The organism is Halomonas getboli (assembly GCF_023094245.1).
Taxonomy (GTDB): domain Bacteria; phylum Pseudomonadota; class Gammaproteobacteria; order Pseudomonadales; family Halomonadaceae; genus Halomonas; species Halomonas getboli.
Window position 1 is genome coordinate 339520 of sequence record NZ_JALMEW010000001.1, and the last position, 21495, is coordinate 361014.

20 protein-coding genes are annotated in these 21495 nt (G+C 71.1%); 9 read left to right on the top strand and 11 right to left on the bottom strand.

All coding sequences use genetic code 11. The annotated features are described in order from the left end of the window. Positions 1–44 precede the first annotated feature (44 nt). Together MYL53_RS01665 and MYL53_RS01670 are read right to left on the bottom strand one after the other, a co-directional pair. Positions 45–977 carry a ketopantoate reductase family protein gene (locus tag MYL53_RS01665; protein WP_247851620.1) on the bottom strand — a complete coding sequence of 311 codons (933 nt, stop codon included), beginning with the start codon at positions 975–977 and terminating at the stop codon, positions 45–47. After that, positions 974–2980 (bottom strand): DNA topoisomerase III, encoded by a 2007-nt coding sequence (locus MYL53_RS01670; RefSeq protein WP_247851621.1) that lies wholly within the window; start codon positions 2978–2980, stop codon positions 974–976. The genes MYL53_RS01665 and MYL53_RS01670 overlap by 4 nt, the downstream gene beginning before the upstream one ends. Positions 2981–3115: 135 nt before the next feature. Here MYL53_RS01670 and MYL53_RS01675 point away from each other — a divergent pair, with 135 nt between their 5' ends. Then, a complete protein-coding gene (locus MYL53_RS01675) occupies positions 3116–4360 on the top strand; it encodes an ABC1 kinase family protein (protein ID WP_247851622.1) in 1245 nt (414 codons plus the stop codon). 61 nt (positions 4361–4421) lie between these two features. Further along, entirely contained in the window at positions 4422–6293 is a 1872-nt protein-coding gene (locus tag MYL53_RS01680; protein ID WP_247851623.1) for an SEC-C metal-binding domain-containing protein, read from the top strand. Positions 6294–6299: 6 nt separating this feature from the next. Here the strand turns inward: MYL53_RS01680 and MYL53_RS01685 are convergent, their stop codons facing one another. Beyond that, positions 6300–7670 carry an AmpG family muropeptide MFS transporter gene (locus MYL53_RS01685; RefSeq protein WP_247851624.1) on the bottom strand — a complete coding sequence of 457 codons (1371 nt, stop codon included), beginning with the start codon at positions 7668–7670 and terminating at the stop codon, positions 6300–6302. Positions 7671–7820: 150 nt separating this feature from the next. Between MYL53_RS01685 and rfaH the strand changes: the two genes are divergently transcribed. The 4 genes from rfaH (at position 7821) to MYL53_RS01705 (ending at position 10610) form a co-directional block, all read left to right on the top strand. Further along, positions 7821–8363: a transcription/translation regulatory transformer protein RfaH gene (gene rfaH, locus MYL53_RS01690; RefSeq protein WP_247851625.1), complete on the top strand. Its 543-nt coding sequence runs from the start codon at positions 7821–7823 to the stop codon at positions 8361–8363. A 42-nt stretch (positions 8364–8405) separates the two neighbouring features. Beyond that, on the top strand, positions 8406–8912 hold the full coding sequence (locus tag MYL53_RS01695) for an FKBP-type peptidyl-prolyl cis-trans isomerase (protein WP_247851626.1): 507 nt from the start codon (positions 8406–8408) through the stop codon (positions 8910–8912). Between the two features lie 139 nt (positions 8913–9051). Then, the gene (locus MYL53_RS01700; RefSeq protein WP_247851627.1) at positions 9052–9414 is read left to right on the top strand and encodes a hypothetical protein; all 363 of its coding nucleotides are present in this window, start codon (positions 9052–9054) and stop codon (positions 9412–9414) included. Beyond that, positions 9414–10610, top strand: a complete 1197-nt coding sequence (locus MYL53_RS01705) for a PqqD family protein (protein ID WP_247851628.1) — start codon at positions 9414–9416, stop codon at positions 10608–10610. Before MYL53_RS01700 ends, MYL53_RS01705 begins: the two co-directional genes overlap by 1 nt. A 252-nt stretch (positions 10611–10862) precedes the next feature. Here MYL53_RS01705 and MYL53_RS01710 read toward each other — a convergent pair whose 3' ends face one another. Then, a complete protein-coding gene (locus MYL53_RS01710) occupies positions 10863–11603 on the bottom strand; it encodes a transglycosylase SLT domain-containing protein (protein WP_425591727.1) in 741 nt (246 codons plus the stop codon). Then, positions 11539–13251, bottom strand: coding sequence for a proline--tRNA ligase (locus MYL53_RS01715; RefSeq protein ID WP_247851629.1), 1713 nt, complete (start codon positions 13249–13251; stop codon positions 11539–11541). The genes MYL53_RS01710 and MYL53_RS01715 overlap by 65 nt, the downstream gene beginning before the upstream one ends. 236 nt (positions 13252–13487) lie before the next feature. Between MYL53_RS01715 and scpC the strand changes: the two genes are divergently transcribed. Continuing rightward, entirely contained in the window at positions 13488–15023 is a 1536-nt protein-coding gene (scpC, locus tag MYL53_RS01720; RefSeq protein ID WP_247851630.1) for a succinyl-CoA:acetate CoA-transferase ScpC, read from the top strand. 28 nt (positions 15024–15051) lie between these two features. Here the strand turns inward: scpC and MYL53_RS01725 are convergent, their stop codons facing one another. Together MYL53_RS01725 and MYL53_RS01730 are read right to left on the bottom strand one after the other, a co-directional pair. Continuing rightward, positions 15052–15540, bottom strand: a complete 489-nt coding sequence (locus MYL53_RS01725; protein WP_247851631.1) for a DMT family transporter — start codon at positions 15538–15540, stop codon at positions 15052–15054. A gap of 11 nt (positions 15541–15551) precedes the next feature. Then, entirely contained in the window at positions 15552–15983 is a 432-nt protein-coding gene (locus MYL53_RS01730) for a DMT family transporter (RefSeq protein ID WP_247851632.1), read from the bottom strand. 89 nt (positions 15984–16072) lie between these two features. On the opposite strand from MYL53_RS01730, the gene MYL53_RS01735 reads away from it, so the two are divergent. Then, complete coding sequence (locus tag MYL53_RS01735; RefSeq protein WP_247851633.1) at positions 16073–17011, top strand: LysR family transcriptional regulator; 939 nt, start codon at positions 16073–16075, stop codon at positions 17009–17011. Between the two features lie 4 nt (positions 17012–17015). Here MYL53_RS01735 and MYL53_RS01740 read toward each other — a convergent pair whose 3' ends face one another. The 3 genes from MYL53_RS01740 to MYL53_RS01750 form a co-directional block, all read right to left on the bottom strand. Continuing rightward, complete coding sequence (locus tag MYL53_RS01740) at positions 17016–17927, bottom strand: carbon-nitrogen hydrolase family protein (RefSeq protein ID WP_247851634.1); 912 nt, start codon at positions 17925–17927, stop codon at positions 17016–17018. After that, on the bottom strand, positions 17924–18520 hold the full coding sequence (locus MYL53_RS01745; protein ID WP_247851635.1) for a GNAT family N-acetyltransferase: 597 nt from the start codon (positions 18518–18520) through the stop codon (positions 17924–17926). Before MYL53_RS01745 ends, MYL53_RS01740 begins: the two co-directional genes overlap by 4 nt. Positions 18521–18628: 108 nt before the next feature. After that, on the bottom strand, positions 18629–19855 hold the full coding sequence (locus MYL53_RS01750) for a benzoate/H(+) symporter BenE family transporter (protein ID WP_247851636.1): 1227 nt from the start codon (positions 19853–19855) through the stop codon (positions 18629–18631). A gap of 169 nt (positions 19856–20024) precedes the next feature. On the opposite strand from MYL53_RS01750, the gene MYL53_RS01755 reads away from it, so the two are divergent. Continuing rightward, positions 20025–20663 (top strand): helix-turn-helix domain-containing protein, encoded by a 639-nt coding sequence (locus MYL53_RS01755; RefSeq protein WP_247851637.1) that lies wholly within the window; start codon positions 20025–20027, stop codon positions 20661–20663. Here the strand turns inward: MYL53_RS01755 and MYL53_RS01760 are convergent. Then, entirely contained in the window at positions 20579–21493 is a 915-nt protein-coding gene (locus MYL53_RS01760; protein WP_247851638.1) for an N-acetylmuramoyl-L-alanine amidase, read from the bottom strand. The two genes, MYL53_RS01755 and MYL53_RS01760, sit on opposite strands and share 85 nt — an antisense overlap. Between the last annotated feature and the right edge of the window lie 2 nt (positions 21494–21495).

Genomic DNA, 21495 nt, shown 5'->3' on the forward strand with positions numbered 1-21495 from the left:
CAAGTTGAGGCTAGCAGGCGACACCCGAAACGGCCAGGCGGCGATCAGTCCCTGGTGACGCGGCCGGCCGCGGGGGAGGCGTCGACCAGTCGAGCGTTGAGCCCCGCCAGCACGGGCGTGGCCAGGCCGTGGCGGCGCCCGGCGGCGAGCAGCGGGCCGAGGATGGCGTCGTGCTCGGTGGGCCGGCCGGCCAGCACGTCCTGCAGCATCGAGGCGCGGTTGTTGGCGGTCGCCGACACCACCGCCCACACCCGCGCCGACCAGCCGGAGGCGGGGGCCGGAATGGCTTCGGCGGCCATTACCGCCGCGACCTCGTCGATCACGGTCTCGACCATGGGCCGGAAGGGCCGGTCGCGCAGCTGGCCGTTGCGGATCCGGAAGCGCGCCACCAGCGGGTTGATGGCGGCGTTGACGGCCAGCTTGTGCCATAGCCGCACGCGGATATCGTCGACGGCGCCGGTAGCGAGGCCCGCGGCGGAAAGATGAGCCGCGACATGCCCGGCCAGCCGAGCGTGACGGCCGGCGAGGTCGCCGATCACCGTCTGCCCGCGTCCGGCGTGCACGGCACCCGTGTCGCCGTCGAGATACGCGCCCTCGGTGGTGCTGGCGCACAGCACCGGGCCGGTCCAGCGCTCGCTCAGGCGCGGCTGCACGCCGTAGCCGTTCTGCCAAAGCACCAGCGGCGTGTCCGGGGCCAGCCGGGGCGCGATCGCCTCGAAGGCGGCCTCGGCGGCGTAGGCCTTGGTGGTCAGGTGAACGATCTCGGCGCGCTCGGCGAGTCCGGCGGGCAGCGTCGCGGCCGTGGCGCTGTCGATTTCTTGCGAGAACGTCTGGCCGGTCGGGGTGGTCAGGGTCTGGCGGCGGGGGAGCGGGCGGCGGCCGACCAGCATCACGCTGTCGGCGTTCGTCGAGCGGGTGGCCAGGTGCAGCGCCAGCAGCCGACCGACGGCGCCGGGGCCGAGGATCAGCGTGTTCATGAGGACGTGCTCCGCTTGCGCCGGGCGGTGCTCGTGCCGGTCTTGCCGGCCTTCGTGCCCTTGCCGGCGTTGCCGCGCCGGCCGCCGCTCTTGCCACTGCCTTTGCCAGCGCTTCTGCCTCCCGTCCCGCGTCGCGCCTTGCCGCCCGACTTGCTTGAACGGGCTGCCGGCTCGGCGCCTCGCGCATTGGCCAGAGACTGGCGCATGCGGCCGGCGTCGGCACAGCCGAGCAGCTCGCGCAGGTCGCTGACGAGGGCGTTGAGGAAGGGCGCCGGGGCGTCGCCATCCTCGGCGATGGCGGCCAGGCGCTGCTCCCACAGCGCGGTGCGTTCGGGGCGGCTCACGGCCTCGGGCAGCGAGGCGATCAGGGCGTCGCCCAGGCGGGTGGCGCGCAGGGCCTTGCCCTCGCGCACCAGATAGCCGCGGGTCTCCAGCGTCTCGAGGATGCCGGCGCGGGTGGCCTCGGTGCCCAGGCCGTCGGCGTCCCTCAGGGTGCGGCGCACCGCCGGGTCGTCCACGTAGCGGGCGATGTTCATCATCGCCTTGATCAGGCTGGCGTCGGTGAAGGGCTCCGGCGGGCGGGTCTCGCGGTCCTCGACGCCGGCGTCCTCGACGCGGCACGCTTCGCCCTCGTCGAGGGGCGGCAGTGGCGGGGCCTCGTCGCGGGTGGTGAACAGCGGCTTCCAGCCGGGATCGAGGATCTCCTGGCCGCGGGCGGGGAACCGCTCATCGAGAATCGTGAACTCGGCCTTCACCTCGCGGGTCGCCAGCGGCGGATAGAACTGGGCCAGCACGTTGCGCGCGATCAGGCGGAAGACATCGGCCTCCTGGCGTGAGAGCTTCGCCGGATCGGCGGTCTTGCCGGTGGGCGCGAGGGCGTGGTGGGCGCCGACCTGCTTGTCGTTCCAGGCCTTGGAGCGCGTCGAGAAGTCGGCGCCGGCGAGCCAGCCGCGCAGGGTGTCGTCGCCGGCGCAGGCGTCCTCGAGGGTGCGGCGGGCGCCGGCGAAGTGCTCCTCGGGCAGGTAGCGGCAGTCCGAGCGCGGATAGGTGATCAGCTGGTGGCGCTCGTAGAGGCGCTGACAGATGTCCAGCACCGCCTTGGCCGAGAGCCCGTGGCGGCGGGCGGCGTCGACCTGCAGCGCCGACAGCGAGTAGGGCAGGGGCGCGGCCTGGCGCTTGTCGCGGCGCTCGAGCTTGGTCAGCCGGCCCTCGGCGCCGGGCAGGCGCTCGGCCAGCGCGGCCGCCGGGGCGCGTTCGAGCAGCCGCCCCTGGTCGTCCAGCGGATGCCCCTCGCCGGGCGCCCACCAGGCCCTCAGGCGGCCGCGGGAAACGGCCAGATCGGCCCACAGCACGTAGAAGGGCCGCGGCTCGAAGTCGCGGATCTCGGCGTCGCGGCGCACCACCAGGCCCAGCACCGGCGTCTGCACCCGGCCTACCGACAGCACGCCGTCGTTTCCCGCCTGTCGGCCGACCAGCGTCCAGGCGCGGGTCAGGTTGATGCCGTACAGCCAGTCGGCCCGGGAACGGGCCTGGGCGGCGCGGTAGAGCGGCGCATAGCGGGCGTTGTCCTCCAGCCGCGATAGCGCGCGCTTGACGGCCGGGGCGTTGAGGTCGCTGACCAGCAGTCGCGACACCGGTCCCTTCCAGCCCAGGTGCTCGATCACCTCCTGCACCAGCAGCTGGCCCTCGCGGTCGGGATCGCCGGCGTGGACGACCTCGCCGGCCTGCTTGAGCAGCCGGCGGATCACTGCGATCTGCCCCCTGGCCTTGGGCCGCGGGGCGAGTTTCCACTGCTCGGGCAGGATCGGCAGGGTATCGAGCCGCCAGCTCTTGAGGGCGGGGTCGTAGGCCTCGGGCGGGGCCTGTTCCAGCAGGTGGCCGAGGCACCAGGTGACGGTGGTGTCACCGGCCACCAGGGCGCCGTCCTCGCGGCGAACGGCGGCGGGCAGGGCGTCGGCGATGGCCCGGGCCAGGCTCGGCTTCTCGGCGATGATCAGGCGCATGGCGTCTCGTCGGCGGGGTAAACGTCGATAGGGTGAAAGTCATGGGGATTCTTACAGTATTTGTCGCGGGTCGCCAGGGGTAAGATGGAGATCCATTGTACAATGCTTGTCACACTTTATCGGAGGGCGCGAGAGATGCGCGAACGCGGCCGCACACGGCGCCTGCTGGGCCTCGGCACTCGTACCGGCGGTGCCATGCTGCGCACCCGGCTGGGCGGGCAGGCCGACTGGCGTGCCCTTGGCGAGGCGCTGTTCGAAGGCCTCTCCGAGCTCAAGGGGCCGGCCATGAAGCTGGCGCAGGTGATGTCGCAGTGGGACGACCTGCTGCCGCCGGAGCTGGCCGATGAGCTGGCCCGGCTGCAGCGTCAGGCCACGCCGATGCCCTGGGAGGCCATCCGGGGCACGCTCGAGGCCCAGTACGGCGACCTCGAGTCGGTCTTCGCCGAGGTCGAGACCGCGCCCTTCGCCAGCGCCTCCATGGGCCAGGTGCACCGGGCGGTGACCCGCGACGGCGAGACGGTGGTGCTCAAGGTGCAGTATCCCGGCCTCGCCGAGGTACTGGAGGGCGATCTCGCCCAGCTGCGCCGGCTGATGGGTCTGGGACGCTGGTTCAAGGTGCCCCAGGCGCGCCTCGATGCGCTGTTCGAGGAGCTCGCGGCCGGCCTGCGTGACGAGCTCGACTACCGCGCCGAGGCCGAGCATCTGGCCCGCTACCGGGCGCGCTACGCGCATCTCGACTCGCTGGTGATCCCCGAGCCGCTGCCCGACCTTTGTGGGCCCCACGTGCTGGCCATGCGCCACGTGGCGGGCACGCCGCTGCGCGAGCTGGAAGACGCCGACGACGCCGTGCGTCAGCGCGTCGCCACCACGCTGGCCGACTGGCTGACCGAGGAGCTGTTCACCTTCGGCGAGCTGCACGCCGATCCCCACGCCGGCAACTTCGCCGCCGATGACCAGGGACGGTTGGTGATCTACGACTTCGGCGCCGTGATCCCGGTGCCCCGCGAGCGGCTGGCGGCGATGATGCGCCTGCTCGAGGCCACCCTGGCCGCGGATCCCATGGCCATGGACGCGGCGATGCGCGAACTGGGCGGGCGCCAGGGAGAGGGGGCGCCCCTGGCGCTCTATCGCGAGGCCGCCGAGGCGGTAGTCCCGCTGTTCGCCCCCGGCCTGCAGGACTTCGGCGACGTGCGAGTGCACCGCCGGCTGCGCGAGCTGAGCCCGCGTGTGTGGGCGGCCATGGATCGCCTGCAGCCGCCGGCGGACACCCTGCTGCTGTCGCGGACCCTCAACGGCCACTACTGGAATCTGGTGCGTCTCGGTGCGCGGCTGGACATGGACGCCCGGGTGCGGCCGCTGTTGGCGAAGGTATCACGCTGAGCGGCTGCCAGCCTGGCCCGCGGCTGGTAGACTGTTCGGTTTTTCGGCAGGGGAGACGGCCATGCTGGCGGTATGGGTAGAACAGCTGCTGGGGTTCGCCTCGGGCGCCCTCAAGGCGATTCGCGAAGACGAGCGTTATCCGACGCTGATGGCCTGGGCCCGCGAGGAAGGCCCCAAGCTCACCGGGGACCCGGCCATGGCCCAGGCGCTGGCTCCGGAACTGTGGTCGCAGACCCCGCTGGCGCGGCTCGACTTCGAATGCGAGGCGCTGGCCCGCCCCGGGCGCAACGAGCCCTGCTGGTGCGACTCCGGGCGCAAGACCAAGCGCTGCTGCGGCGCCGTCAGCCTGCCGGGCGAGGTGCCCGATCACCTGATGTGGATGCTGTCGCTGCGCGAGTGGAAGGGCGATACCCTCAAGGCCGCGCTGGCCAGCGGCAAGGCGCCGGCCCAGGCGCTGCTCGAGGCCGGGCTGATCGCCGCCGAGTCCGGCCAGCGCGGTCGTGCCCAGCAGATCCTCGAGTCGCTGTTCGAGACCGCCGACTGGTCGCGCCTGCCGGAACAGGCCGAGCCGGCCTTCGAGATCCTGGTCGATCTGTATCAGGAGCGCGGCTTCCATCGCAAGCGCGAGGCGCTGCTCGATGCCGTGCTCGATCGCGGCCCGCTGTTCCTGCGCGGCGTGGCGCTGGAGCGGCTGTGCCTGATGCACCTCGACAACGACGACCTGGACAGCGCCCGGGCCGCCTTCGTGCGCGCCCAGCAGGCGCTGCCGGATTCGCCGACCCTGGCCTACATCGAGGCCATGCTGCTGTTGCATGAAGGACACGAGGACGAGGCCCGGGAGCGTTCGCGCTTCTGGTTCCGCCGCCTGTCGCGCCAGGGCGAGCTCGATCCCGACCAGCTGCAGTTTCTCTCCGATCTGGCCGACAATCCCGGCGCCACCCTGGCCGAACAGCTGCTCAACGCCGAGGAGGACCTGGCCGAGCCGCTGGTCGCCCTGCAGGCGCTGCTCGAGTCGCTGGGCGGCGCGCCTCGGCTTGACCTGCGCGTCGAGGAGGGCCAGCTGGCCTATCACCGCAGCGCCCGGGAGGACACCCTCTATGCCGCCTTCCGCGCGGTGTTCCCGGCCGAGGTCGAGAACGAGGCCCCGCTGGGCTTCGACGACGATCCCTGGCCCGCGGCCGGCGAATGGCTGCCGGCGCTGTGCGCCCATCCGGAGTGGCTGGACTCGCCGACGGTGGTGCAGTCGCTGGCGCTGGCGCTGACCAGCCGCTTCGGCAGCCTGCCGTGGATGGCGCCGAGCCTGTTCGAGCCGCTGGCCGAGCGTCTGGAACGCTGGCTGGAGCAGGCCCGTGAGGCGGCATCCGGCGACGCCTCGCCGGGCGACGCTTCGCCGGGCGACGCTTCGCCGGGCGACGCCTCGCTGGGCTGGGACGCCGCCGACAACGCCGTGCTGCTGCGCACCGGCCTGGCGCTGGTGGTTGGCATGGAGCGCGGTGCCCGTCAGCGTTCCCGCCACCTGGCCGAGAAGCTGCTCGAGCTGGACGACCGCGACAGCCTGGGGCTGCGCGAGCTGGTGCTCGACCAGCTGCTGCGCGAAGGCCGCGATACCGAGGCGCTGGCGCTCAGCGAGTCGGCGCTGGCCAAGCCGTCCGAGGACGAGGCGGTGCTGGGACTGTTGATGGGGCGGGCGCTGGCGCTCTACCGCCTGGAGCGGGTCGACGAGGCCGTCGAGGCCCTGGAGGCGTCCCGGCGTCACAACGGCCACGCCCTGTCGCTGCTGTGTGCCGAGAACCCGCGGCCGGCCAGCCCGTCGGGCGACGGCACCGCGGCGCCCGGCTCGCGGGCCGAGGCCTGGCAGTACCGCACCCTGATGCGTGACCAGTGGCGCACCACCCCGGGCGCGCTGGAGTGGCTCGCCGATCGGCTGGACTGAGCCGCGTCAGACCGTCGTCGGTGCCGGCGCCAGGCGGCGGTCGCGGCTGACCCACACCGCCAGCGCGATGGCCGGCAGGCCCAGCACCGAGGCCGCCAGGAAGAAGTCCGCGTAGCCGTGGGCTTCCACCAGCAGGCCGCCGAAGCCGCTCAGGAACTTGCCGGGCAGCGTCATCAGCGACGAGAACAGCGCGTACTGGGTGGCGGTGTAGGCGCGTGAGGTCAGCCCCGAGAGGAAGGCGATGAACACCGCGCTGGCCAAACCGTTGGAGAGGTTGTCGCCGACGATGGTGATCACCAGCATCGGCAGGCTGTCGCCGGTCAGCGAGAGGGCCACGAACAGCAGGTTGGTCAGGGTGGTGGCGCAGGCGCCGAGGATCAGGATCGGCCCCACGCCGTAGCGCGCCACCAGCAGGCCCCCCAGCAGGCCGCCGCCGATGCTCATGGCGATGCCGAACACGTTGGTCACGTTGGCGATGGCCTCCAGGCTGAAGCCCAGGTCGATGTAGAGCGGGTTGGCCATGGAGGCCATGGCCAGGTCGCTGATCCGAAACACGGCCACGAAGGCCAGCAGCCACAGCGCCTTGAGCCCGTGCCGGGCGAAGAAGTCGGTGAACGGGCAGACCACCGCGCCGATTACCCAGGCGCCCAGCCGACGCAGCCAGGCCGGCCGCCCGCGGCTGGCGCGCAGGAAGGCGCGCACCCTCGGCTCGTGGATCAGCTGGGTGGAAAGCGCCAGGCGTTCGGGCTCCGGGCGCACCAGCACCGTCAGCATCCCTACCGCCATCAGCGCCGCCATCGCCAGATAGGCCGCGTGCCAGGACACCAGCGAGGCCAGGTAGAGCGCTCCCGCGCCGGCGGCGATCAGCCCGCCGCGATAGCCGATGATATAGGTCGAGGCCATGGCCGCCTGCAGATCCTCCGGCGCCGACTCGATGCGAAAGGCGTCGATGGAGATGTCCTGGGTCGCCGAGCCGAAGGCCACCAGCAGCGCGAACAGCGCCACCAGCGGCAGCTGGTTCGGCGGATCGAGACTCGAAAGCCCGGCCAGGCCGGCGGCGATCATCGCCTGGGCCAGCAGCATCCAGCCGCGGCGCTGGCCGAGCCAGCGGGTCAGGCCGGGCAGTGCCAGGCGATCGACCACCGGCGCCCAGAAGAACTTGATCGAGTAGAGGATGCCGATCCAGGCGAAGAAGCCGATCGCCGCCACCTCGACGCCGTCGCTGCGCAGCCAGGCCGAGAGCGTCGAGAACACCAGCAGGAAGGGCAGGCCCGCCGAGAAGCCCAGGAACAGCATGGTCAGCACCGGGGCGCGCAGATAGACCGACAGGGCGCTGCGCCAGCTGCGCCAGCTGCGGGGCGCGGTGGGGGTCGGCATGACGGGCTCTCCTTGCGTTGGGTCAGGTCACGTGCCGGGCCATCGATGGTAAGATGGCGGCCTCGTTCGGGGTCCGGCGACACCGGGCGGCGCGCGCCGCCGATTGTTGCAGAGCCCCGGCGCCGACACCAGCCAGAGACGATCGACGACATGCGTGATGACGACCTTTCGCTCGAGGCCGCCGAGGAGGCGGTCCCCCGCTGGTATGCCATCCAGTGCAAGGGCGGCGAGTCCTTCCGCGCCGCCGAGCACCTGGGCAACCAGGGCTACGAGGTCTTTCACCCGGTGCTCGAGGTGCAGAAGAAGCGTCGTGGCAAGCTCGAATGGGTGAGCGAGCCGTTGTTTCCCTACTACCTGTTCATCCGCCTCGACCGGCTGGTCAGCAACTGGCGGCCGATCCGCTCGACGCGGGGCGTGCTCAAGCTCGTCACCTTCGGCGGCGACATGCCGGTGCCGGTCGGCGACGGCCTGATCGAGGCCCTGCGCCGCCAGGCCAGTCAGGATGGCCACGACGTCGCCCACGTCTACTTCCGCGCCGGCGAGACGGTCGAGATCACCGAGGGGCCGTTCAAGGACCTGCAGGCGGTCTTCGCCAGCCACAAGGGCGAGGAGCGCGCCATCGTGCTGCTCAACATGCTGCACCAGCAGCAGCGCCTGGAGATGCCCGTCTCCCGGCTGCGCCGTCGCGACTGAGGCGCCGCCCCTGATCTTTCATTCCCCAGAATCGGAGGTTCCATGACCATCGCCCCCCAGCGGGTCGTGACCCTGCACTACGTGCTGAGCGACGAGGACGGTCAGGTCCTCGACGACTCCCGCGCCCGACAGAAGCCGCTCGAATACCTGCACGGCCATGACAACCTGATGGCCGGGCTGGAGCGCGCCCTGGCCGGGAGCGAGGCCGGCGCCGAGCTCGACGTGACCCTGGCGCCCGCCGAGGCCTACGGCCTGCGCGACGAGGCGCTGGTGCGCGAGGTCGGCCGGCACGCCTTCCCGGCCCCCGATCTTGCGCCGGGCATGCGCTTCCAGACCCGCGGCGACGACGGCCCGGAGATCGTCACCGTGCTCGAGGTCGGCGACGACAGCGTGCGCATCGATACCAACCATCCGCTGGCCGGTCGCACCCTGCACTATCGCCTCGAGGTGCTCGAGGTGCGTGACGCCACCCGCGCCGAGCTGGCCAAGGGCCATCCGCTGCCGCCGGGCACCACCCCGGATCAGGTCGAAGACAAGAAGATGGTGTGAGCGTTGTCGGCTTTCGTCGTCGCTCGGCGACGCGGCGGAGGTAATATGCAGCGATCGCGGAAGTCGCGGCCGGGCAGGCGTCGTCCGCGTTTGCGACCGGTAGGCTAGGGGGACCATTGTTCCTCCAGGAAGCCTGCTCATGAATGACAGTGCGCATGACAAGGCGAACGACGTAAACGCCTCCGCCACGACCTCGCATTCGGCGTCAGCGCGACGCCGGCGCCTGCTGGCCGCCCTCGGGCTGGCCGGCATCGCCGCCTATGCGGCCCCCACCCTGACCACCTTCGGCCAGGCCAGCGCCAACGGCTGGGACGACGGTCAATGGCGCATCGTCTACGAAAGCGCACCCCGGCATCACGAACGCCGCTACGTCGACGACTATCGCGAGCACCGGCGCCATCGCCATGAGCGGCATCGCCGTCATCATCGGCACTCGAAGCACAGCCATCATAGCCACAGCCGGCACAGCCATAGCCGTCACAGCCATCCCAGCCGCTGGTGATGGGCCGTTACATCGAGGTCCTGCAGCCGGCCGGGCTCGAGGCCAGCGTGCGGCTGGACGATGCTCCGCGCCTCGCGCCAGCGCTGCAGGCGGCGATGCCCGGCTGGTCGCTCGGCCGCTGGCCGACCCGAGCCGCGCAGGCCTGGCAGCTGTCGGCCTGGGAAGCGGGCGGTCGCTACTTTCAGCGGGTACCCGGTCGTGCCCGGCCCCGATGGCTGCCGGGCCTGGCCACCGCGGCCGCCAGCCTGATCGCCGATCTGATACCGCCGCTCCTCGACGCGCGCCCCGGGCTGGTCGGACTGCACTGTGCCGCCGTGGAGGTCGCGGGGCGGCTGGTGCTCTTTCCCGCCCCCCATCGGACGGGCAAGAGCCTGCTCAGCGCGGCCTTCGCCGCCGCCGGCTATCGGGTCTTCGCGGACGACGTGCTGTTGCTCAATGCCGAGGATGAGGGGGTGGCGCTGGGTATCGCGCCGCGGCTGAGGCTGCCCCTGCCCGAGGGGCTCACGCCCCCGCTCGGGAGGTTCATCGCCGAGCATGACGGCGTGTCGGACCATCGCTACCGCTTCCTGGCCCTGGCGCGCGATCGTCTCGCCGCACACGGCGAGACGAGGCCCCTCGGTGCCATCGTGATGCTGGATCGCGTGCCAGGCGCGCAGGACGCGCGCCTGACTCGGCTGAGCCCGGGGGAGGGGCTCCTGCAACTGCTGAGTCAGACGCTCGCCGGAAAGGATCACGATTCGGCGCGTTTGCTCGAACGACTGCTGCCCCTGATGGAGGGGCTGCCCTGTCGCCTGCTGCGCTACGACGACCCCATGGCGGCCGTCGAGCGGGTCATCGCGGGGCTGGATGACGTGGACGAGGAGGCCGTCTGCGTCTCGTCGGCCGCTGCGTCAGCAGCGGCCATGTCGGGTGCCCGGGCGCCACGGGCGACGTGGCGCCGCCTGCCGATGGTGTCGGAGCATGCGCTGGGCGACGAGCACTTCCTGGTCGATGCCCGAGGCGAGGTTCACCGGCTCAGTGCCGTGGCCGCCGGCATCTGGCGCTTGCTGGGGCTCGAGCCCCTGACGCAGGACGAGATCGTGGCGCTGCTGGCCGAGCGCTTTCCCGAGATAGCGTCCGCCCGGCTGGCGGCGGATGTGGCGGGGCTGTTCGACGAGCTGGCAGGCCACCGGCTGGTGACTCGGCTCGAGAACTGATCTGTATCAATCCCGGCACCGCCCCAGGCGTCGCGCCGGCCGCTCACTTGATCCAGGTCAGCGAACGCACGGCGATGGCGCCGTACAGTGAGCCCATACGCATCGTATCGGATGGCTGGATCAGGGATGCGCATGTCGTGGGCAGTCACCCGCGTATCACCAGCCGTTCCTCAGTCGTCAGGGGAGGGGGGAGTTCCCCCCACTGGGCCGACCCTTCGGGGCCGGCCTTTTTTTGTGCGTCGTTCGGGGCCTTCAGCGATCTGCGGTCAGGCGCTCGGGCAGGCCGGGGGTCGCGGGCGTCCAGCGTCGGGCCAGGGCGCGCATCACCCGCTCGGGATACCAGGTCTTGCCCAGGCTGCCGTTGTAGCGGGCCAGGGCGCGGGTCAGGTCGCCGTCTTCCACCGCCAGGTAGTGGGCCAGTATCGTGCAGCCGTAGCGCAGGTTGCGGACGGGATCCTTGAGATCGTCGGCGGGCAGGCCCAGCTCGCGGATCCAGAACGGCATGATCTGCATCAGTCCCACGGCGCCGGCCGAGGACACCGCCTCGGCGCGGAAGGCGCTTTCCACCTGGATGACCGACAGCACCAGCGCCGGCGGCAGGCCGGCCAGCTGGGCCTCCTGATGGATGCGGGCCAGCAGCGCCTGACGACGATCGGAATCGGCCACGTAGCGGGCCAGGCGCGGCGCCATGTCGTTGACCCACTGGCGGGTCGCCCAGACGTCGGCGGGCGAGCGCGGCGTCTGCCGGCTGGCGTCGAAGGTCGGGCGCAGCGTGGCGGGAAGCGGTGGCAGGGCCCGAACCACCGGCGCCCGGTCCAGGACCGGGCGCGCGGAGAGGGCGTCGAGGAAATCGTCGCTGCCCTGGGCGGCAAGCGGGGCCACCAGCAGCAGGTAGGCCGCCGCCAGGGCGGCGGCCGTCAGACGCCGCTTACTGGACGTCGATCTTCTCGCGCAGGAAAGCGAGGATGTCCCCGGCGGGGACCATGGTGGCATCGCTGTCACGGCGTCCCTTGTACTCCAGTTCTCCCTTGTCCAGCCCGCGGTCGCCGACCACCAGGCGGTGGGGGATACCCATCAGCTCCTGGTCGGCGAAGCGCACGCCGGGGCGCAGATCGCGATCGTCGAGCAGCACGTCGAAGCCGGCGGCGCTGAGCTCCTGGTAGAGGCGCTCGCTCTCCTCGCGCACGCGCTGCGACTTGTGGGCGTTCATCGGCACCACGGTGACGTGGAAGGGCGCGATGGCGTCCGGCCAGATGATGCCGCCGTCGTCATGGTTCTGCTCGATGGCGGCGGCCACCACACGGGTCACCCCGATACCATAGCAGCCCATCCAGGGGTGTGCGGCCTTGCCGTTGGCGTCGAGCACGGTGGCATTCATCGCTTCGCTGTACTTCTGGCCCAGCTGGAAGACGTGGCCGACCTCGATGCCGCGCTTGATCGACAGCGTGCCCTGGCCGTCCGGCGACGGGTCGCCCTCGACCACGTTGCGCAGGTCGGCGACCTTGGGCAGCGGCAGGTCGCGCTCCCAGTTGATACCGAAGTAGTGCTTGCCGTCGATGTTGGCGCCGGCGCCGAAGTCGCTCATCATCGCCACGCTGCGGTCGATGACGACCGGCATGTCGAGGTTCACCGGACCCAGCGAGCCGGGGCCGGCGCCGGCCGCCGCGCGGATCTCTTCCTCGGTGCCCATGGTCAGGGGGCTGGCCACCTCGGGCAGGTTCTCGGCCTTGACCTCGTTGAGCTCGTGGTCGCCGCGCATCAGCAGCGCGATCAGGCCGCCCTCGGCGGCGTGCACCATCAGCGTCTTGATGGTCTTCTCGATCGGCAGGCCGTGCTGCTCGACCAGCGCGGCGATGGTCTTGGCGTCCGGCGTGTCGACCAGGCGCAGCTCCTCGGCGGGGGCGTCGCGCTCGCCCTGGGGCGCCAGCGCCTCGGCCTTCTCCATGTTGGCGGCGTAGTCGGACTCGGTGGAGAACACGATGTCGTCTTCGCCGGAGTCGGCCAGCACGTGGAACTCGTGGGAGCCGGTGCCGCCGATGGAGCCGTTGTCGGCGATCACCGGGCGGAAGTCGAGCCCCAGGCGGGTGAAGATGCGCACGTAGGCGTCATACATCACCTGGTAGGTGTCCATCAGCGAGGCTTCATCAATATGGAAGGAGTAGGCGTCCTTCATGATGAACTCGCGGGAGCGCATCACGCCGAAGCGCGGGCGGATCTCGTCGCGGAACTTGGTCTGGATCTGATAGAAGTTCGACGGCAGCTGCTTGTAGCTGGCGATTTCCTTGCGCACCAGATCGGTGATGACTTCCTCGTGGGTCGGCCCGACGCAGTAGTCGCGTTCGTGGCGGTCCTTGAGACGCAGGAGTTCGGGCCCGTACTGGTCCCAGCGGCCGGACTCCTGCCACAGCTCGGCGGGCTGCACGGCCGGCATCAGCACTTCCTGGGCGCCGGCGCGATCCATTTCCTCGCGAACGATGCGCTCGACCTTGCGCAGGGTCTTCAGGCCCAGCGGCAGCCAGGTGTAGAGCCCCGAGGTCAGGCGGCGAATCATCCCCGCGCGCAGCATCAGCTGATGGCTGACCACTTCGGCGTCGGCGGGTGTTTCCTTGAGGGTGGAGATCAACAGTTGCGTGGCGCGCATGGGTCGGGGATGTCCTCGAAAGCGTCTGTCAGGGAGGGGCGGTCGGGCCGCCCGGATAGGGACGGCCTGGATATGAGCGGCCCGGATATGGACGGCATTGTACGATCAAGCGCCAGCGGCGGCAAAAGCGGCGGCATGAGGAAGAGACATGGCTACGTCTTTGGTCGAAGGGTGACGATTATCAATAGCTGGCAATCTATTAGCTCGAAATGGTTATCCGACAGGAGATTGCAGGCGTGTACGACGACGATCGCATTCGGCAACGCTGCCGCTGGCCGCTGTGGCGCGACAGGCTCCAATCGGCCGAGCAGGCCGCGGCGCTGATCGAGGACGGCATGACCGTCGGCATGAGCGGCTTCACCCGGGCCGGCGAGGCCAAGGCGGTGCCGCTGGCGCTGGCCGAGCGGGCCGCCCGCGATCCGCTGTCGATCACCCTGATGACCGGCGCCTCGCTCGGCAACGACCTGGACAAGCTGCTCACCGAAGCCAACGTGCTGGCGCGGCGCATGCCGTTCCAGGTCGATACCACCCTGCGCCGGGCGATCAACGACGGGCGGGTGATGTTCATCGACCAGCACCTCTCCGAGACCGTCGAGCTGCTGCGCAACCATCAGCTCGCCGATCTGGACGTGGCGGTGGTCGAGGCCTGCGCGATCACCGAGGACGGCGGCATCGTGCCGACCACCTCGGTGGGCAACTCGGCCAGCTACGCGCTGCTGGCCGACAGGGTGATCGTCGAGCTCAACCTGGCCGCGCCCGCCGAGCTAGAGGGCATGCACGACATCTTCGTGCCCGCCATGCGCCCGACGCGCCCGCCGATTCCGGTGGTGGCGCCGGACTCGCGCATCGGCTCCGCGGCCATTCCCGTCGATCCGGCGCGCATCGCCGCCATCGTGATCACCGAGGGGCGGGACAGCCCCTCCACGGTGCTGCCGCCGGATGCTGACACCGCGCGCATCGCCGAGCACCTGATCGGCTTCTTCGCCGATGAGGTCGAGGCGGGGCGCCTGACGCCGTCGCTGCTGCCATTGCAGGCCGGCATCGGCAGCATGGCCAACGCGGTGATGTGCGGCCTGGCCGAGGGGCCCTTCGAGCACCTGACCATGTACTCCGAGGTGCTCCAGGACTCCACCTTCGACCTGCTCGACGCCGGCAAGCTCGATTTCGCCTCCGGCTGCTCGATCACGCTGTCCGAGGCCTGCGGCGAGCGCGTCTGGCCGCGCCTGGCCGCTTACCGCGACCGCCTGGTGCTGCGGCCCCAGGAGCTCTCCAACCATCCCGGCATCGTGCGTCGGCTGGGCATCATCGCCGTCAACACCGCGCTGGAGGCCGACATCTACGGCAACGTCAACTCCACCCACGTGAACGGCACCAGGATGATGAACGGCATCGGCGGCTCCGGCGATTTCGCCCGCAACGCCCAGCTATCGGTGTTCGTCACCAAGTCGGTGGCCAAGGGTGGGGACCTGTCGAGCTTCGTGCCCTTCGCCAGCCACGTCGACCATACCGAGCACGACGTCGATATCCTGGTCTCCGAGCACGGCCTGGCCGACCTGCGCGGGCTGGCGCCGCGGGAGCGCGCCGAGGTGATCATCGAGCGCTGCGCCGATCCGCGCTATCGCCCGGCGCTGCGCGCCTACTTCGCGGCGGCCTGCGAGCGCGGCGGCCACACGCCGCACTGCCTGGAATCGGCGCTGTCCTGGCACCTGGCCGCCCAACGCGACGGCCACATGCGCTCGCTGATCGAACAGGTCGAGCCGCGCTCGGCCTGACGCCGCGCGCGATCCCGCCTCGGCGGCGTCAGCCCGACGCCGCTTCTGCCTCCAATGCCTGCCGGCGCTCCCGGCGGGCGTTGCTCATGTAGATCAGCCACAGCGCGCCGGCCAGCAGCGCCACCGCCGCCAGGCGCGAGGCGTCGAAGGGCAGGCGGTCGTTGTGCAGCCAGCCGAAGTGGTCGATCAACAGGCTCATCAGCAGCTGGCCGGAAATCACCGCCACGGTGGCGGCGGCGGTGCCGACCCGCGGCACCGCGAAGACGATGGCCAGCATGTAGACCACGCCAAACAGCGCGCCGGTCAGCTGCCACTTGGGCACGCTGAACAGCGTCGCCTCATGGGGAGGCTCGAAGAAGAACATCAGCAGGAAGGTCACCACGGCGCCCATGATGAAGGTCAGCCAGGCGCTCGGCAGCACGCCGACGGTGGCGCCGAGGCGGCCGTTCACGGACGACTGGGCGGCCAGCACGGCGCCGCCGGCGAGCAGCAGGGGAAAGATCAGGGTCAGCAGCATGTCGGGTCTCCTCAGTGGATGAGCCACAGGGCGGCGAGAATCAGCACCAGGGCGCCGACCCGGTAGCCGTCGATGGCGCGGCGTTCGCTGCCCAGCCAGCCGAAGTGGTCGATGACCAGGCTGGCGCCGACCTGGCCGAAGAGGATGCCGACCATGGTGATGCCGACGCCCACCAGCGGGGTGGTGACGGTCAGCACCACCACGTAGATCGGCCCCAGCAGGCCGCCGATCAGCTGCCAGCGCGGCTGGCGGAACAGCGTGCCCAGCGAGACGCCGCGGCTGAACACCATGGCCAGCGAGAGCAGCAGGCCGCCGACCAGGAAGATCGACAGCGTCGCCGAGAGATGGCCGACCTGTTCGCCGAGCGGGCCGAGCAGGCCGGCTTCCACCGACAGGCCCATGCCGGCGCAGAGCACCAGCAGCAGTATGGTGAGGGGTGGCATGTTCGCCTCCGTGATGGGGAAAGGCGGCTTACCCTACTCATGTGCTGTAATGGGAACAATCCGGTGTTCTGACAAAGGTTCTTTGCCGAATGGACAATGATATTCAGCTGCTGTCGCTGCGCCTGTTCGCCCGGGTGGCCCAGGGCGGCAGCTTCACCGAGGCGGCGCGGGCCTTCGAACTGCCGCCGTCGTCGGTGTCGCGGCGCATCGCCGCCCTCGAGCGCGCTCTCGGGCAGCGCCTGCTGTATCGCCATTCCCGGGCGGTGCGGCTCACCGAGGCCGGGCAGCGCTATCTGGAGCAGGTGAGCGAGGCGCTGACGCTATTGGACGGTGCCGCCGAGGAGGTGGCGGGGGCGACCCGCTCTCCCCGCGGCGTGCTGCGCATCAATGCGCCGGTGGCCTTCGGTCGCCGGCACATCGCCCCCTGGCTGGAGGGTTTCCAGTCGCGCTATCCCGAGCTCGAGGTGGAGCTGACGCTGACCGACGCCCTGGTCGATCCGGTACAGGAGGGCGCCGATCTGGTGGTGCGGATCGGCGCGCTGGAGGACTCCAGCCTGGTGGCCCGGGAGCTGGCGCCGCAGCATTTCGCCATCGCCGCCTCGCCGGGCTATCTGGCGCGCCACGGCCGGCCCGAGCATCCGGACGATCTACTCCACCACAACTGTCTGATCTACAAGGGAACCCGGGGGCGGGAAGCGTGGTACGTGCGGCGCGAAGACCGGGAAGCGTTCCGGCCCGTCGAGGTCCATGGCAACCTGCGCAGCAACAACGCCGAGAGCCTCTGCGAGGCGGCGTGCCAGGATCAGGGGCTGGTGCTGTTCCCCACCTGGCTGCTGCAGCAGGCGCTGGAGCGCGGGGAGCTGGTGCCGGTGATGCGCGACTGGCAGGTCGCCAACCGGCCGCGGCTCGATGCCATCCACCTGATCTTCCCGGAGCACCGGCTGCGCTCCTCCAAGGTCGCCGCCTTCGTCGACGACCTGATGGCGCGGCGCGAGCGGCTGTCGCCGCGCCTCGAGGCGGGCGGTTGAGACGCTAGGTGAACGTCTCTTGGGCGATGCCCGCGGCCAGGCAGGCGTCCTGGAGGGACCAGTCGGCGTGGTTGTTGACCTGGCCGTGGTCGCGCAGCTCGCGGATCGCGGCCAGGTCGAGGCGGGCGATCTGCCAGCCCGGGGTGGCATCCGCGGCCCGGGTCAGCACGCCGTCGGGCGGGAAGCCGTGGTCGCAGGGCGTGTAGACGCCGGCCCGGCCGATGTTGATGTCCACCGCCGGCGACCACAGCGCCTCGCCCACCGTGGGTGACTGCACCACCGTCACCTGCTGCTCGATGGCGCGGGCCTGGGCGCTGAGCCGCACCCGCTGATAGCCGGCTTCCGTGTCGGTGCAGCTCGGCACCAGCAGCAGCTCGGCGCCGGCGTCCACCAGCGCCCGGGCCAGCAGCGGAAACTCGCTGTCGTAGCAGATCAGCACGCCCAGTCGCCCGGCCGGAGTGTCGAAGACTCTGAGGCCGTGGCCGGCCTCAACGCCCCATTCGTCGTTCTCGAAGCGCGTCATCACCTGCTTGTCCTGATGGCCTAGATCGCCGTCCGGGCCGCACAGCCAGGCGCGGTTGACGAAGCGGCCGTCGTCGAGCCGCCACGGAAGCGAGGGGGCGAGCAGGGTCACGCCGTACTCACGGGCACGCTCACGCCAGGTCTCGACGACGGCGTCGCGCCAGGGCTGCAGGCCGTGCAGTTGGGCCGCCAGGTCGCCCTGCTCGGCCTCGGGCAGCAGCGAGGCCAGCTCCATGGCGCCGTACTCGGGAAACACCAGCAGCTCGGCGCCGCGGCTGGCGGCGTCATGCACCCAGCGTGCCGCCTTGGCCTGGAAATCGGCGAAGGTGGCGAAGCGGTCGATGGGGTACTGGGCGGTCGCCACCGTCACCGGCGGCCGGCGGCGTTCGTTCATGAATCCAGGGCCTTGAGCCAGAAGATCATCGGCTTGGCGGTCGCTTCCTCCGCATCGATGTCCTTCCAGGCGAAGGTGGTCGAGAGCGACGGCGTACGGCGATAGCCCCAGGCGTTCCAGAAATCGTGCAGCGGCCGGTAGTCGTCCGGCTTGAGCGGATGGTCGACCGGGCGTTCCACGGCGCAGAAGGCCGCATGGCCGAAGCCCTCGCTCTCGGCGTGGCTCTCGCGGGCCTCCATGAAGGCCTTGCCGATGCCGCGGCCGCGGTATTCGGGCAGCAGCACCGACTCGCCGTAGTAGAAGACGCCTTCGGGGCGGTAGCCGGCGGCCTCGAAGGGCGCGCGAAAGTCGTCGACCTCGTCGCTCAGCGGCTGGCCGGTGGCCGCGCCGACCAGGGTGTCGCCGTCGAAGGCCAGCACGAAGAAGCTTTCCGGGTTGGCGGCATAGCGCTCGAGGTAGCTGGCCTCGTAGGCCGCGTCGCCGTCGTAGAGATAGGGGAAGTCACGGAAGACCCGGATGCGCAGCTGGGCCAGGGCCGGCAGGTGCGGGGTGATGTCGCGTCCCCGGCAGATGGATAGAGTCGGAATCGCCATGGGCATGCTCCAGGGAAGGAATTTGTTATTGGATCGCGGCACCCTAGCAGATGCGCCCGGGGTAACGCAGTGCGGCGGCGACGCCAGCGGTGCCGAGGGCGACATGGCTCATGCGCCCTTGCCCGCGGCGCGCCAGCGACCGATGGCCAGTGCCACCAGCCCGGCCACGAGGCCCCAGAAAGCCGCCCCGATGCCGCCCGGCGCGATGCCCGAGGCGGTGACCAGGAAGGTCAGCAGGGCGGCGTCGCGCTGGCTGGCATCGCCCAGGGCATCGGCCAGCGCGGCGCCGAGGGTCGGCAGCAGCGCCAGGCCGGCGATGGCCACCACCAGCTCGCCGGGCAGGGCGGCGAACAGCGAGCTGACGGTGGCGCCGAACAGCCCCAGCAGCAGATAGAAGCCGCCGGCCGCGACCCCGGCGGCGTAGCGCCGGCTCGGGTCGTGATGCGCCTCCGGACCCTGGCAGACCGCGGCGCTGATCGCCGCCAGGTTGAGGGCGAAGCCGCCGAAGGGCGCGAGCGCGAGTCCGGCAAGGCCGGTGCCCCCGACCAGCGGCGAGATCGGCGGCCGGTAGCCGGCGGCGCTCAGGGCGGCCACGCCGGGCAGGTTCTGGGAGGCCATGGTGACCACGAACAGCGGAATGCCGACGCCGATCAGCGTGCCGAGGTCGAAGCTCGGCGCCGTATACGCCGGCACCGCCAGCGCCGGGGTGATGGCGCCCAGATCCAGCAGGCCCTGGACCTGGGCTACCAGGACGCCCGCGGCCAGCACCAGCGGAATCGCGTAGCGCGGCCACAGCCGCTTGGCCACCAGGTAGGTCAGCCCCATCGCCAGCGGCAGCACCAGCCGATGTTCCACGGTCATCACCAGGTCGAGCCCGAAGCGCAGCAGCACGCCGGCCAGCATGGCCGAGGCCAGCGCTCGCGGCAGGCGGTGCATCAGCCGCTCGAACAGCCCGGTCACGCCGCACAGGGTGATCAGCAGCGACGATAACAGGAAGGCGCCGATCGCCTCGCTCATCGGCAGGCCCGGCAGGCTGGTGGCGAGCAGCGCCGCGCCCGGGGTCGACCAGGCGGTGAGCAGCGGCATGCGGTAGCGCAGCGAGAAGACCAGGGTAGTGATGCCGGAGCCGATGCCCAGCGCCCACAGCCAGGAGCCGATCTCGGCCTGGCTGGCGCCGCCCGCCTCGGCGGCCTGAACGATGATCGCCGCCGAGCTGGAATAGCCGATCAGCACGGCGATGAAGCCAGCGGTGAGGGTCGACAGGCTGCTGTCGCGCCACAGCGAGAAACGCTCGGCGGTAGCGGGGCTCGGCGTCGGCCGGCTTGACGTGGACATGGGAGGGCTCCGGGTGGCTGTGCGCTATAACGTACGATGGCGTCACCCTAGCACCGTGCGCTATAACGCACAAATGGGCAGGCAGGATGCGGCGACCGCGCTACAATGGCGCCTTTCCATTCCTTCGAACGATCTATCAGAACTGTCCAAACGCGACCGGGAGAGGCCAATGCAGGAGATCTCGCAGCATATCGCCGAACGGCTCAGGACGTTGCGCCGCGCCGAGGCCTGGAGCCTCGATCGCACCGCCCGGGAGACCGGAGTCAGCAAGGCCATGCTGGGCCAGATCGAGCGCGGCGAATCGAGCCCCACGGTGGCGACGCTGTGGAAGATCGCCAGCGGCTTCCGCGTGCCGTTCTCGAGCCTGTTCGAACCCGAGGCCGTTGCCCCGGACGCTGGCGCGACCGGTGCCGCGCGTCAGGCGGCGCCGGCCTCCGAGGGCGACGCCGCCGGCATGTCGGCCGTGCCGCTGTTTCCCTTCGACCCCGCGCTCGGCTTCGAGCTGCTGGTGGGGACCCTGGCCGCAGGTGCGATCAGCGAGTCGGCGCCCCATGCGCCGGGCGTGGTCGAGCATCTGGTGGTGGTCGAGGGCGAGCTGGAGGTGCGGGTGGACGGCGTCTGGCGGCGTCTGGCGGCGGGCGAGGGGCTGCGCTTCGCCGCCGACCTGCCCCACGCCTATCGCAACCCGGGACCGGAGCCGGCGCGCTTCCACGACGTCATCCACTATCCCCGCGGCGCGGGCGGTTCTCCGGGCGTCGCCTCGGACGGCGCGATCAGCGCCGGATCGACCAGCGCCTCGGGTCGGTAGCGAGCGAGCAGCGCCCACAGTCGGGCGGCAGTGTCGGCGTCCGGCCGGCCGCGATAGTCGGCGGGCCGATAGCGCATCTGAAAGGCCCTCAGCGCGCCTCGGGTCGCGTTATCGAGTTCGCCGCTCGGCGTGACCGCATAGCCCCAGGCCGCCAGCGCCCGCTGCAGGGTGGCGAGCGGCGGCGGGCCCGCGGCGAAGAGGCGACGGTAGCGGGCCAGATCGGCTTCCAGTGGCCAGGTGCCGACGCCGACCGCGTACAGGCGCCGCCAGGGGAAGGCCGGCCCCGGATCGATCTTGCGCGTGGGCGCGATCTCGGCGTGGCCGAGTAGGCCGGTGGGGGCGATGTCATGGCGCGCGATCAGGTCCCTGAGCAGGGCGATCAGCGCCGTGATCTGGTCGTCGGGGAAGGGCGCCCAGGCCACCGTCGAGGCGGCCTCGATGGACGGGCGATCCGGCCCGGCGTTGACCAGCTCGATGCCCAGCGAGCTGTCGTTGAGATGGGGGCGGCCCGCCCAGGCGCTGGCACCGGCGTGCCATGCGCGGCGCGATTCGTCGACCAGGCGATAGACGCGCGGCGCGCCGAGTTCCCGGTCGGGATGGCGCGGCACCAGGTAGTGGGCGCTGACGCGAGGCCCGGTGAGGATCTCCAGCGAGGTCGCCTCGTCCTCGTCGGTGTAGTGCAGCACCAGAAAGCGCACCCGGCTGGAGTGGGCGCTGGACGGGTGGCTGTCGTCGATCGCCACGCCAGTGGGTTCGCCGGGGCGTTCGCCGCCGGCGCAGCCGCCCAGCAGCAGGGCGAGCGAAATGTGGAGCAGCGTCATGGATCGCATGG

Bases quoted from the DNA above. Each gene is read 5' to 3' on its own strand.
- MYL53_RS01700 (WP_247851627.1), top strand. From the start codon at position 9,052: ATGAATGACAGTGCGCATGACAAGGCGAACGACGTAAACGCCTCCGCC.
- MYL53_RS01675 (WP_247851622.1), top strand. From the start codon at position 3,116: ATGCGCGAACGCGGCCGCACACGGCGCCTGCTGGGCCTCGGCACTCGT.
- MYL53_RS01695 (WP_247851626.1), top strand. From the start codon at position 8,406: ATGACCATCGCCCCCCAGCGGGTCGTGACCCTGCACTACGTGCTGAGC.
- MYL53_RS01685 (WP_247851624.1), bottom strand. From the start codon at position 7,670: ATGCCGACCCCCACCGCGCCCCGCAGCTGGCGCAGCTGGCGCAGCGCC.
- MYL53_RS01705 (WP_247851628.1), top strand. From the start codon at position 9,414: ATGGGCCGTTACATCGAGGTCCTGCAGCCGGCCGGGCTCGAGGCCAGC.
- MYL53_RS01735 (WP_247851633.1), top strand. From the start codon at position 16,073: ATGGACAATGATATTCAGCTGCTGTCGCTGCGCCTGTTCGCCCGGGTG.
- MYL53_RS01710 (WP_425591727.1), bottom strand. From the start codon at position 11,603: ATGCCACCATGGTCCCCGCCGGGGACATCCTCGCTTTCCTGCGCGAGA.
- MYL53_RS01670 (WP_247851621.1), bottom strand. From the start codon at position 2,980: ATGCGCCTGATCATCGCCGAGAAGCCGAGCCTGGCCCGGGCCATCGCC.
- MYL53_RS01715 (WP_247851629.1), bottom strand. From the start codon at position 13,251: ATGCGCGCCACGCAACTGTTGATCTCCACCCTCAAGGAAACACCCGCC.
- MYL53_RS01665 (WP_247851620.1), bottom strand. From the start codon at position 977: ATGAACACGCTGATCCTCGGCCCCGGCGCCGTCGGTCGGCTGCTGGCG.
- MYL53_RS01725 (WP_247851631.1), bottom strand. From the start codon at position 15,540: ATGCTGCTGACCCTGATCTTTCCCCTGCTGCTCGCCGGCGGCGCCGTG.
- MYL53_RS01740 (WP_247851634.1), bottom strand. From the start codon at position 17,927: ATGAACGAACGCCGCCGGCCGCCGGTGACGGTGGCGACCGCCCAGTAC.
- MYL53_RS01680 (WP_247851623.1), top strand. From the start codon at position 4,422: ATGCTGGCGGTATGGGTAGAACAGCTGCTGGGGTTCGCCTCGGGCGCC.
- MYL53_RS01745 (WP_247851635.1), bottom strand. From the start codon at position 18,520: ATGGCGATTCCGACTCTATCCATCTGCCGGGGACGCGACATCACCCCG.
- MYL53_RS01750 (WP_247851636.1), bottom strand. From the start codon at position 19,855: ATGTCCACGTCAAGCCGGCCGACGCCGAGCCCCGCTACCGCCGAGCGT.
- MYL53_RS01755 (WP_247851637.1), top strand. From the start codon at position 20,025: ATGCAGGAGATCTCGCAGCATATCGCCGAACGGCTCAGGACGTTGCGC.
- MYL53_RS01730 (WP_247851632.1), bottom strand. From the start codon at position 15,983: ATGCCACCCCTCACCATACTGCTGCTGGTGCTCTGCGCCGGCATGGGC.
- MYL53_RS01760 (WP_247851638.1), bottom strand. From the start codon at position 21,493: ATGCGATCCATGACGCTGCTCCACATTTCGCTCGCCCTGCTGCTGGGC.
- rfaH (WP_247851625.1), top strand. From the start codon at position 7,821: ATGCGTGATGACGACCTTTCGCTCGAGGCCGCCGAGGAGGCGGTCCCC.